This is a genomic window from Paenarthrobacter sp. Z7-10, assembly GCF_026932795.1.
In the GTDB taxonomy this organism is placed as follows: domain Bacteria; phylum Actinomycetota; class Actinomycetes; order Actinomycetales; family Micrococcaceae; genus Arthrobacter_M.
Window position 1 is genome coordinate 52945 of the sequence record NZ_JADPVH010000018.1, and the last position, 11640, is coordinate 64584.

At 63.8% G+C, this 11640-nt stretch carries 11 protein-coding genes and 1 pseudogene; 2 read left to right on the forward strand and 10 right to left on the reverse strand.

Annotated elements, in window-relative coordinates; genetic code table 11:
• Window positions 1-50 precede the first annotated feature (50 nt).
• From IV498_RS07455 to IV498_RS07490, 8 genes are all read right to left on the reverse strand, one after another.
• Window positions 51-1418, reverse strand: a complete 1368-nt coding sequence (locus tag IV498_RS07455; RefSeq protein WP_269045929.1) for an MFS transporter — start codon at window positions 1416-1418, stop codon at window positions 51-53.
• Between the two features lie 66 nt (window positions 1419-1484).
• Window positions 1485-1865 (reverse strand): RidA family protein, encoded by a 381-nt coding sequence (locus tag IV498_RS07460; protein ID WP_269045930.1) that lies wholly within the window; start codon window positions 1863-1865, stop codon window positions 1485-1487.
• The gene (locus IV498_RS07465) at window positions 1862-2584 is read right to left on the reverse strand and encodes a hypothetical protein (RefSeq protein ID WP_269045931.1); all 723 of its coding nucleotides are present in this window, start codon (window positions 2582-2584) and stop codon (window positions 1862-1864) included. The genes IV498_RS07460 and IV498_RS07465 overlap by 4 nt, the downstream gene beginning before the upstream one ends.
• A complete protein-coding gene (locus tag IV498_RS07470; protein ID WP_269045932.1) occupies window positions 2577-3569 on the reverse strand; it encodes a membrane dipeptidase in 993 nt (330 codons plus the stop codon). The genes IV498_RS07465 and IV498_RS07470 overlap by 8 nt, the downstream gene beginning before the upstream one ends.
• On the reverse strand, window positions 3569-3763 hold the full coding sequence (locus IV498_RS07475; protein WP_269045933.1) for a hypothetical protein: 195 nt from the start codon (window positions 3761-3763) through the stop codon (window positions 3569-3571). Before IV498_RS07475 ends, IV498_RS07470 begins: the two co-directional genes overlap by 1 nt.
• Window positions 3739-5283 (reverse strand): hypothetical protein, encoded by a 1545-nt coding sequence (locus IV498_RS07480; protein WP_269045934.1) that lies wholly within the window; start codon window positions 5281-5283, stop codon window positions 3739-3741. Before IV498_RS07480 ends, IV498_RS07475 begins: the two co-directional genes overlap by 25 nt.
• A gap of 2 nt (window positions 5284-5285) precedes the next feature.
• Complete coding sequence (locus IV498_RS07485) at window positions 5286-5975, reverse strand: aldehyde dehydrogenase family protein (RefSeq protein ID WP_269045935.1); 690 nt, start codon at window positions 5973-5975, stop codon at window positions 5286-5288.
• Window positions 5976-6000: 25 nt separating this feature from the next.
• Window positions 6001-6753 carry an aldehyde dehydrogenase family protein gene (locus IV498_RS07490; RefSeq protein WP_269045936.1) on the reverse strand — a complete coding sequence of 251 codons (753 nt, stop codon included), beginning with the start codon at window positions 6751-6753 and terminating at the stop codon, window positions 6001-6003.
• A 113-nt stretch (window positions 6754-6866) separates the two neighbouring features.
• On the opposite strand from IV498_RS07490, the gene IV498_RS07495 reads away from it, so the two are divergent.
• Together IV498_RS07495 and IV498_RS07500 are read left to right on the forward strand one after the other, a co-directional pair.
• Window positions 6867-7787 (forward strand): LysR family transcriptional regulator, encoded by a 921-nt coding sequence (locus IV498_RS07495; RefSeq protein WP_269045937.1) that lies wholly within the window; start codon window positions 6867-6869, stop codon window positions 7785-7787.
• A gap of 515 nt (window positions 7788-8302) precedes the next feature.
• On the forward strand, window positions 8303-10426 hold the full coding sequence (locus tag IV498_RS07500) for a S9 family peptidase (protein ID WP_269045938.1): 2124 nt from the start codon (window positions 8303-8305) through the stop codon (window positions 10424-10426).
• Between the two features lie 220 nt (window positions 10427-10646).
• Here the strand turns inward: IV498_RS07500 and IV498_RS07505 are convergent, their stop codons facing one another.
• Window positions 10647-11090 (reverse strand): hypothetical protein, encoded by a 444-nt coding sequence (locus tag IV498_RS07505; RefSeq protein WP_269045939.1) that lies wholly within the window; start codon window positions 11088-11090, stop codon window positions 10647-10649.
• 105 nt (window positions 11091-11195) lie between these two features.
• Window positions 11196-11474 (reverse strand): annotated as a pseudogene (locus IV498_RS07510) (HipA N-terminal domain-containing protein); the annotation flags it as partial.
• Window positions 11475-11640 lie beyond the last annotated feature (166 nt).

The following is an 11640-nucleotide window of genomic DNA, read 5'->3' on the forward strand; positions in this document are numbered from 1 at the left end:
GTGTTTCCTTGTCTATGAATTATCGGGTGTCGCGGTGCATTCCGGCGTTCTCAGGCGTGAAGTGAGGCTGCGTCCTCGAGGTTTTTGCCCTTGGTTTCCGGTGCCATGAAGTAGCTGGCACCCGCCCCGACCAAAGCGATACCGGCAGCGATCCACATGGTCCCGGAGAGCCCCAGATGGGTCAGGGCCAGGGGTGTGGCGAAGGTACCGATGGCGGCGCCAATGCGACTGGTTCCCGTACACAGGCCGACAGCGGTGGCCCTGACCTTGGTCGGGAACAACTCGTTCGGGTAGATCCATTCCAGGATTGAGGGCCCGCCGTTGAAAACTGCGTAGAAGGCGAAGGCCAGGGCGATCAGGCCCAGCGGGGCGGTGGGGAACAGGGCCAGGAACAGCAGACCGACGCCGGAGAGGATGAAGCCCCAGATCAGGACAGGGCGACGGCCGAGCTTATCGACGACGAGCAGGGCGACGATATTGCCGACGAGAAAGAACACGTTGATCAGCCCGTAGCCAATGTTGGCCGCGTCGCCGGAATCGAGGTGAAAAAGGGCCAGGATCTGCGGACCAAAGGCGTAAATCGAGAACAGCGTCACGATGGTGCAGGTCCAGAAGATAGAGATGAAGATGACGCGGTTCAGGTATCCGCCGGTGAGTACCATCTTGAAAGCCTTGCCGGTGCTGAGCTTGACCGCGTTGGGATCGTGGGCCGTGATCCCGTCCAAGGTTGCTTCATCACCGATGGTCTTCTTCAGGATTGCCAGGGCCTCGTCGTGGCGGCCCTTGCCGACCAGCCAGTGCGGGGATTCCGGAATCGTTGCCCGGGCAATAAGGATCAATACTGCCGGTACCGCCGAGGACAGGAGCATCCAACGCCAGCCGTCATCGAGCGACAGCAGCCAGTAGCCGACAAAGGCTGCCACGGTGGCCCCGACAAACCACATGGCGTTCAAGCCGCCCAGCAGCCGGGCCCGCCAATTTGACGGCACGAATTCGGCAACGAGAGCGGTGGCGATCGGATAGTCGGCACCGACGGCAATACCGATGAGCAGGCGCAAAGTGAACAGTTGCCAGGGCTCATTGGCCCAGAACTGCGCAATCGAGAACACGATGATCGCGACCAGGTCGATCGTGTACATGAGCTTGCGGCCGATTTTGTCCGTGATGTTGCCGAAGACCAGTCCACCGATGAACACGCCGACCAGTGCGGAAGCGCCGATGAGCCCGTTCCACCACTCGTTCATCTGCCATTGGGGGATGATCTGGACCAACGCGATGCCGATGATGGCCAGAATGTAGCCGTCCAGGAACGGGCCGCCGGAGCTGAAGAGGGTCAGACGCTTGTGGAACGAGTTCAGCGGTGCTGAATCGATGGTTAGTTGGGAGGTGGGTGCTGGAACAGGTGCGTGGGAGAGCATGATGGTTCCGATCTGGGCTAGGGAAAGCAACTGTGGTTACCCGACAGATCCGTGACCGGGGGTGGGTCAGGCTGTTACGGCTGCGACGGCATCGATTTCGATGCGTTTCTCGCCCCGGAATCGGGCAACCTGCACCGTGGTACGGGGAGGCAGTGGATGGCCGCTGAGCCGGGTGAGGTAGGCGGCGTTGTAGTCCTCGAACTCGTCCAGGTCCGCGAGGAAGACGGTGAGTTTGAGGAGGCTGGACAGGTTTGAATGTGCATCCGCCAGGGCGTTTTCCAGGTTGTCGAAGGCCTGGACCACTTGACCGGCAATGTCGGCCGGGGTTGAACCGTCGGCACGGGCCGGTACCTGCCCGCAAAGAAAGACGATGCCGTTGACGGCAGCCGAGGCCGAGTAGGGCCGTGGTTTGCCGTCGGAGAACTCTGTGCGCTCGATGCTGCTCACCGGTCCGCCATGAGGTAGTTCCGGGAGAGCTGATACATGCGAAGCCATTCGTGTTCACTTACTTTCAGAGGATTTTGACAAATGTTTGCCTTCTGGCTGACCAGTCCGGCAGTGCCTGGAAGGACGACGACGACCGTGTTTTCCCCTTCCGATGGCGGCAGCAATGATGCTGCCATGGCTGCGCTGGGCGGCTCGCTTTCCGAGGTGACGGCGCCATGGTGGACGGAGAGGTATTCCGTCCCGGCCTTGGTGCAAATGGCCACAATAATGGTGCGCTGCAGGTTGGCGCTGCGCCGCAGCAGCAGATCATTCCACAGTGGGCGAGGGATCCCGGACACCGTTGTGCGGCTGACCCGGACTTCTTCGGCGCCGCCGCTGGCGGCAAGGTCAATCAGCTGCATCGCCGAACGCAACGCCGGCTGGTCGGGGCAGTCGAGTTCGTGGACGGTGACACCAGCCCAGGCGGTCGACCTGGTGGCTGCGGCACGCACGGGCTGGGACCAGTCCGTCGCGAACAGTTGCTCAACCAGGGCAAGCCCGTCCTTTGAGCCGACTTCGGCCCGCAGCACGGCCAGTCCGCCTTCCTGGGCCTCGGCAGGGTCCGCACCTGCGGCGCACAGGGCGCGGAACGCCGATTCGACGATCTCGCGGGGCTGGACGGAGCAGACGGCGTTACCGTGGGCACTGTCTGTGGTGGCTGACACTGTGGTCTCAGACATTTACCTCCTCCTTTGTGTTGTCCATGACCTCGGCGAAGAGGCGGCTGAAGTTGCCGCCCAGGACTGCGGCAATGGTGTCATCGGTGAGTCCGGCGGCCGCCAGTCCTTCGGTGAGCCGGGGGAAGTCTTCGGGCCCGTTGAACCAGTTGGGCCAGGCGGGCCAACGGGGTGAGTTTTCCGGTGCGGTCGGCTGCCAGCGGCCGTTGCGGAGCCAGCCGACGAATTCGTGGTCCCAGCCGCGGGTGCAGTCGCTGCCCAGACCGATGTGGGAGGACCCATACTGGTCGATCATGCGTGAGACCATGCCGGCGAAGCTTTCGATGGTAACGTGTTCGCCACCGCTGACGGTCGGGTAGAGGCAGCAGCCAATGACTCCCCCACGGTCAACAAGCGGTTGGATCACGTCGTGGGGCTTGTTCCGGGGTGTGTCAAAGAACCACAGGGGGTTTGAATGGGTGATTGCAACAGGCACCGTGGAAGCTTCGATCGCGTCGCGGCTGGTGCGGTACCCAACATGGGACAGGTCGATCAGCATCCCGACGCGGTTCATCTCGGACACCACCACACGTCCATAGCGGGTGAGCCCTGAGTCCTCGGTCTCGAAGCAGCCGCCCCCGAGCAGGTTCTGGTTGTTGTAGGTCAGCTGGGCAATGCGGACACCGAGGCGGTGGAAGAGTTCCACGTAGCGGTAGTCGTCCTCGAAGGGACTGGCGTTCTGGAAGCCCAGGAAGACAGCGATCTTGTTTTGTTCCTTCGCCGTTTTGATGTCGGCGCCGGTGCTGGCCAAGAAGACGAGGTCGTCGTTGCGGTTGGCCAGCTCGAGCCATTGGGCGATAGAGCGGATCGTTTCAGCCGCGTTTTCCCAGACGGCGCAGGTGGCGTTGACGGCGCTGACGCCGCCGGTGCGCAGTTCCTCCAGAACCGGCCGGCTCCAGTTGCTGATCTGCAGCCCGTCCACGACGGTCGACTGCTGGTGCACACTCATTACTTCTCTCCTTCAGGTGCCAGCGGAAACAGCCAATCGTCGTCGTCGGTTCCGTTCATGACCTCCGCCACGCGCGGGGCGCCGCTGAACAAAGTGACGCGTACCCAGTCAGTGGACTGCGGGCTGAAGTTGTTCATGCCGTACGTTGCCAGCTGGAAGCGTTGGGTGCTCAGCGGCAGGAATTGTGCATCCAAGAGGTTGTCCTGCAGATCCCCATAGCGGTAATCCTTGGTTTGCTGGATCCGTTCGGTAGCAAAACGGTGGCCCGGATGAGCCAGCAGGAATTCAGCCACACTGGATCCGGCGGGGAAGCGTTCCAAATCGGCAGCCAGGGCGTTGATCCGGCGTACCACGTCCGTGCAGTGCTCCACCGTGCCGTGGGCCATCTGTGTCCGTTGCGCCCGCCTCGGTTCTTCGCTGTCCGCGGAGGTGTACCAGTAGTAGGAGGAGCGCTCTGGGGCGGCAAAGTCGAAGGTGCGGGTCCAGCTATAGTTCTGTTCCAGCAGTGCCCGCAGTTCACCCCGCGCATGGCCGGGTCAAAGGGCGGCGGGGCGCCCACTGTGAGAATGGCTTCGGCATCCCGATCGAAATCGTTCCGGAGTTCAATGACGATGGAGGCGAAGAGTCCGCGGGCTTCCGGGCTAAGGTCGGCCGCCAGTTCGTGCAGGCGCGCCAGCACGGGGACGGCCTTCCCACCGGACGCCCTGAAGGCCTGGAGCTCGCCCAGCAGCTGGCGAAGTTGGGGCCTGATCGAATCGGTCGAAAGGAAAGGCGCAGTCTTCAACTCGGACTTTTCCGCCAGGTGCCGGTCCGCCCTCTCAAGTAATTCAACAACCCGGCCTAGGTCGGGATCCTCCGGTGCGTACCTGGTGGCGAGCCCCACTGCGAGGGGAATCTCGCGGAGCTTGCACCAGGCGTCGAGGTAGCCGGGGTGGTTGACAAGGAAAGGCACCATGCCCAAGCCGGTGGCGTTGCCCAACCCAAAGTACTTGCCCCACTGCGCATTCAGGGGAACAGCATTGGTTCCCGCGGCCCGGGCCTTGGCCCTGGCAACGTGCTCCACCAGATCCATGCTGAGTTCGCGCAACAGCCAGGCGGCGAGCATTTGCGAACGGTAAGGGACAGACAAGGGGTGGGCGGCCGGCAGCGTGGCCAGCTCCTTGAGACCAAACTTGCCATTGCCGTAGAACGCGGTGCTGCGGATCAGATAGGGGCTTGGGCCAATCTTCGCAACGTCCGGCTGGGTCCCCGCGGCAAGGCAGTCGCTGACATAGTCGAAAAAACGGGCGCTGCGGTTGGCCCGGGTCATGATGAACGTTTCCGGGTCGGTGCGACCTTGTTCCTGGACCGTGACATTGCGGCGCAACTCCGCCTCTCGCTCGGGGCTCAGAACACCTTCGATGAGTGCGGCCGTGACGTCCCAGGCGTTCGCGATGACCCTGTCGGTGCGCTCGCTTTCTTCCAGTGCCTGGCAGAAAGCGATGAACTTCAAGCTGTAGCCCTCGGCGTCAATGGTGTAGACGGCTGTCCCCCGACCCAACTCGTCCAGCTCCAGACGGGACTTGGTCACGCGCCATTGGTGGGACGCCGCGCGGCGGAGCATGGTGCGGGCAAAACTGTGCCGTGTGCCCCAGGCACCGTTCATGTCGGAACCGCAGAGCACAGCCTCCGGGGCGCGCAGCTCACACCTGGTTTCTTCGTCGATAAGGTTCATGGTCATACCTTCTTGGGTGCCAGGCGCAGGTAGGCGGTCTTTTCATGGGTGAAGAAAGTGGCGGCGGCGGCGCTGTTCTGCTCCCGGGGTCCGGCGAAGGTGGAATCCTTCATTCCCCCGAACGGAGCGTGGAGTTCGGAGCCGGTGGTCGGTGCGTTGACCTTGACCTTGACCAAGCCTGCCTGCAGCGCGGACACGCAGCGGCGGATGGCACGCTCGTCGCTGCTGAAGACGGCGGCGGTGAGTCCGAAGGCCGTGTTGTTGGCCAGTTCGATGGCGTCCTCCAGGGTGTCCGCGGGTAGCACAGTGGTGACGGGGCCGAAGACTTCCTCCTGGCAGATGGTCATGGAGCGCGGTCCAGTGAGCACAGTGGGGGCGACGTAGCTGCCTTCCCCCTCCGGCAGGACCGCCTGCGCCAAGATTTCCCCACCTTCCGACAGCGCCTGCTCGATGGCGGCGTTGATTTCTTCACAGGCCGACGGCGAGACGACGGGGCCGATCTGGACCGAGGAATCCGTGCCCGGTCCCAGGACCAACTTCGAGACCTTGTCTTTGACCCTTGCCAAGAAGTCCTCGTGCCCGCCGCCGACCAGGATGACGCGCCGCGTGGCGGTGCACTTCTGACCGGTGGATCCCATGGCGGCGGCGACAACGCTGGTGGCAGCGAGTTCAGCATCAGCGTCCGGAAGCACCAGTGTGGCGTTGTGTCCACCGAGTTCAAGCTGCAGTTTCGCCCCCCCGTCCGCAGACTATTTCGCGGATGTGGTGGCCGACCGGAACGGAGCCGGTGAATGTCACCCCGCCCACCAACGGATCGGACACCAGTTCGGAGCCCAGCTGGCCCGGGCCCAGAATCAGGTTGACGACGCCGGCGGGGATGCCGGAGGCGGCCAGCGCCTCCATCAGCAGGACGGAGACACCTGGCGTGTTGCTCGCCGGCTTCCACACCACCGTATTGCCGTGCAGGAGCGCCGGAGCGATCTTCCAGGCCGGAATCTGCAGGGGGAAGTTCCAGGGGGTGATCACCCCGACCACACCCAGCGGCCGCCGCACAGTCAAGATCCGCTCCTCCGGATGGCTGGAGGGGAATTCGGTACCCACGGGATTGCGGGCGGAAGCGGCGTGGTAGTCAAAGGTGTCCGCCGATGCGTCGACCTCCATCCGGGACTCCGCGATCGTTTTGCCGTGCTCGGCTGTCATGACAGCGGCTATTTCCTCGGCCCGGTCCCGGATGGCTGCCGCCGCGGCGGCCAGGACCCGGCCGCGGGCCAGTATGCCCAGCCCGTCCCAGGACGTGCCTGCGGCAGCCGCGGCTTGGATCGCCTGCGCCAGCTCCGCGGAGCCGGCCTGGCGGTAGCTGGTCACTGCCTCTTCCGGCACCGCCGGGTTGTATCGGGACACGAAAGCACCTGATCCCTCAACCCAAGTTCCGTTGATGAAGCTGCCGGCGGCCTTGGTCAATACGGGCATTTTCAATCCTTTGTTCTGATCTGTGACTTCTCTCACCAACAACGTTAGGTGCATCGCGCTGCAAAATAAAATATCTATTTGACGCACTTCAATACCGGTCTAGTCTTGATTACATGAACCTCAGGCGCCTTGAACTTTTTGTGGCAGTGGCCGAAGAACTCCATTTCAACCGGGCCGCCCAACGCCTTCACATGGCACAGCCGCCGTTGAGCCAGCAGATCCGCAAACTGGAGGACGAGTGTAAGGTCGCCCTGTTCGTGCGCAATTCCCGCAACGTTGAACTGACCGCCGAGGGTGAGGTGCTCTTGGAGCACGCGCGCAAGGTCCTGGCCCAATACGCCGTCATGACGGCGGCCCTGACGCATGCCAGAAGCGGCGAACTTGGCCGGCTGCGGTTGGGCTTTGTTTCTTCGGCGGCCATCCACATGGTGCCCCGCCTGGTCCGCGACATGCGCTCGAAGTGGCCCGATATCGATTTGCAGCTGCACGAGGAGACCACGGATGTGCAACTGGAACTCATTGCCGCCGGCAGCCTTGACGCCGGGATTGCGAGGGAGGTACGGACCGCGGCGGGCATCAGCGCCACGATAATCATGCACGAACCCCTGGTGGTCGCCGTCGACTCCGGCCACCGCCTTGCCACCCGGTCGCGTGTGGCCCTAAAGGACCTTAAAGGCGAGGCCTTCATTGCCTTCCCGCGAAGCCGCATCTCTTCGCTCTTTGACCACATTTCGGCCCTGCTCCATGCCGTGGGGGCGGACTTTGACATCGCCCAGGAAGCCGTCCAGTTTCCCACCATTCTCGGCTTAGTCTCCGCCCACCTGGGCATTGCGGTGGTGCCCGAGTCGATGCGCGCATTCGCCATCCCGGGACTGGTCTACCTTGACATTGAGGACGACAACGCCACCTCGACGGTCAGTCTGATCTACTCCACGGAATCCTCCAATCCGCTGCTCGTGTCAAAAGTCAGGGACGCGTTCGGAGGAATCCTCGCCGATAAGCCGGCCCAACGCCCCGGTGCCCTAAACGCTTGAGCCGGGTACACCGTGATCGATGTAGAGGTCATCGCGTCGTACGCGGGCGGCCGAAGGTCCGCCTGTGGCCTGTCTGTGGACTGTTGCCATATTGAAACGCGTGCGTGGCCGAACGGTTTCGACTTGGTCCGCTCTGATGTGACTCGTAACTAATGGCGAATACATCGATTCAGCCAGAAGGTTTCGCATCGATCTGTGTGACGTCGAGCCGCACTTCGGCGAAGACGCGGTGCGGGAGGTGCTCCAGCGCGGAGGGCGTGAGGTTATGCCAAGTCGTGGCCAGCACGCGCCAACGCCTGCCCGTCGGCCTCGTAGAGCCGGATCGAGAGCGACCGTCGGTACATCGGCGACTCGGTGTCGTTCTCGAAAATCACCCGAAACCGCTGCTTCTGACCTGGCCTGCCGCCAACTTCCGACAATTTGCTGCGACCCCAGGGACCGCGGAATCTGAAAGCGATGTTTCACTTATAGTGAACGGAGTGTGATCGGGGACATAGCCGGTGTTGAATCGAGGCATGTCTCCTACCGATGTGCAGCCCATGAGCGAAGAGCCCGGGACTCCCTTCCACGAATTGGACAACTACCTCGCCATTCCGAGGGTCAGCGGCCTGGCGTTGAGCCCCGACGGGGCAAGGCTGGTCACCACCGTAGCCACGCTGAATGACAAGGGCACCGAATACCGCACGGCGCTGTGGGAACTGGATCCCGCCGGCCAGAAACATGCCCACCGGATCACGCGCAGCGCCAAGGGCGAGACGGGGGCTGTGTTCGCTGCGGACGGCAACTTGTACTTCACCTCCGCGCGGCCGGACCCTGAAAGCCCGGATGCCGATCCGGTCAGCGCACTATGGGTTCTGCCGTCCGGCGGCGGCGAGGCTCGCGTCGCGCTCTCCCGCGCCGGCGGCGTCAGCGGGCTCCTCGCCGCGAAGAACGCCGAAGTAATGTTCGTCACCGCGTCCGTCCTCGCAGGTTCCACGGACGAGGACAACGACGAGGAGCGCCGCAAGGTCCGCAAGGACAACAAGGTCGCCGCCATCCTGCACAGCGGCTACCCGGTGCGACACTGGGACGCGGACCTGGGCCCTGCGCAGCCGCGGCTATTCGCCGTCGAGCCCGGCGCGGAACCGGAGCCGGGTAAGCCGGGAACTGTCGACGCGGTACCGCCGGTCAAGCTTCGTAACCTCACCCCCGAAGCCGGTAGCGCGCTCCGTGACGCCGAAACGGTTGTCAGCCCGGACGGGAAAACCCTCTACAGCAGCTACACTAAACCACTCGCCGGGGCCGACTCCCGCGCCGTGCTGGTGGCCATCGACGTCGTCACCGGAACCCGCCGCGTCCTGCTGGACACCGAAGGAATGAACTACTTCCCCGGCCCGGTCAGCCCTGACGGCCGGACCCTCGCGGTGCTGAGCCAGCGCGAGACCACCCCGCAGCGGGCTCCCGTGGTGGCGCTGCACCTGCTGGACACTTCGTCCGACGGCGGGGAGTTGGCCCCGCTGGCGGCGGGCTGGGACCGCTGGCCGCAGCCGGCAGTCTGGCTGCCGGACGGATCGGCCCTGCTGGTAACCGCGGATGAAGACGGAGCGTCGCCGGTGTTCCGGATCCCCGTGCCCGGCACCGCCGGCACCGCAGGTGGGGACGGCGCACCTGTCCGACTGACGGCCGACGCCGCGGCGTACACCGACGTCGCCGTCGCCCCGGACGGCGGCAGCGCCTACGCCCTTCGCAGCTCCTACGAGTTCCCCACGGAGGTCGTGCGGATCGATCTGGCCAGCGGCGAGGTCACCCGGCTTCCCGCCCCGGCCGAGCGCCCTGCCTACCGCGGCACGCTGGAACGGGTGGAAACGACCGCGGCGGACGGCACCCGCGTTCCCGGCTATCTCGCCCTCCCGGGAGGCGCCTCGGCTGGAAGCCCCGCTCCGCTGCTGCTCTGGATCCACGGCGGCCCGCTGGGCTCCTGGAACGCGTGGACCTGGCGCTGGAACCCTTGGCTGCTCGTTGCCCGGGGTTACGCGGTGCTGCTTCCGGACCCGGCGTTGTCCACCGGGTATGGTCAGGAGTACATCCAGCGCGGCTGGGGCGAGTGGGGCAACGCGCCCTACCTGGACCTGATGGCGCTCACCGACGCCGTCGTGCGCCGCGCCGACATCGACCAGACGCGTACCGCGGCGATGGGCGGCTCCTTCGGCGGCTACATGGCCAACTGGGTCGCCGGCCACACCGGCCGCTTCAAGGCAATCGTCACGCATGCCAGCCTCTGGGCCCTGGACCAGTTCGTCCCAACCACCGACTCGGCGCACTACTGGCTCAAGGAAATGACCGCCGAGATGGCTGCCGAGAACTCTCCGCACCTGCACGTGGAGAAGATCCGCACCCCGATGCTGGTGATCCACGGCGACAAGGACTACCGAGTGCCGATCGGTGAGGGCCTGCGGCTCTGGTACGAACTGCTTTCCAAGTCGCAACTTCCGGTCGATGAGAACGGCGAAACCGACCACCGCTTCCTCTACTTCCCCGACGAGAGCCACTGGATCCTGCAGCCCCAGCACACGAAGGTCTGGTACGGCGTCGTTGAGCACTTCCTCGCCAAGAACCTGCTGGCCAAAGACATCCCCGTCCCGGAAGAGCTCGGCCTCTGACCCGCCGAGCCATCCGCCCCGCCCAACTGACTCGCACCAGGTGTCGTTTTGGGCCGGGGGACTGTGGAATTAAATCCGGCTCGACGGAGACACCAGGCCGCGTGCCTGACAGGACCCACGAACGCTGCATGAGACTTTGCCTGTTTCGTTCCAGTTGCGAAACAGATTGCTGCGTTGGCGTCGGAGCTGATTCCACGGCAGCGAACAAATCATGGCAGGGCTAGTCCGAGAACTCCGAGCGCCTGAATCGCAGCTCCCGTTGGGCCCCCCGCAGCGGAGGTCCTATGAACGACAGCTCATCCAGGGAAACTGAATCGGCGGCGCCCAAGGCAAGCTTGTTGGCCGCCGCTGCAGCCCTCTGTGGAAGGCCAAGCGTATCGGCGAATTCCGCCCAATGCCTTGCCTTGAGGTTCTTGGTCTTACCTGCTCGTGATAGCGCCAGTGTGTTGTCGCCGTAAACCAGGGTGCAGGTCACATCGTAAACGGGGCAAATGAAGGCGCTGCCGTTCCTGTCGCCGATGATTTTACTCTTCACTACCGGAATCTTCAGCCCCTCTGCCCCGGTGAGGTGGGCGGCCTCATTGACCACCAGATGCGGATTCTCCGCCGGAACCAGTTTCAGAAGGTACCGCGTTCCCCGCATAGCGAACGAAGTGGTCAGCATGGACGCACTTGCCTTGTTTGGACGCCGGGCAGCCCGTGGAGGTCCACAGAGTCTGCCAGGGACGCGACGTTCAGATCCTCGGGGTGCGATGTGTCCGCCAGCGAGTCAGGCCTCAGTGGGCACCGTGCCCATTGGTCCGACCTGAACGTCGCCAGGCACATCGGCCCCAACAGCCAGCAGAAGTGCCGTCAAATCATCGTCGAAACTCGTTTTCGTCGCATTCTTCAGGACCGTCAACCGTTGGCCCTCCGGCAGAAGACCAGCGAAGAATGGGGGCAATGCACCGTTGGAAGTCTCCACGACGGGCTCCGCAAGCGGGAGCGAAAACGCCACGGACATTTGCCCGGCGAACACGTAATTCTCCCTATACTCGAAACTGACGTCACCCTTGTCTGCGCGTGACTGTCAAGCCCCGGGTTTGGTGGAGGGTTAGTTAGACCCGTTCCATCGTTTTGATGGCGGGCAGATTTGAGTAGTAATTGGTTTCTGCTTCCACGGGCGGCATGTAGCCGATCTCTCCGTGGAGACGCCGGTGGTTATACCAGTCGAT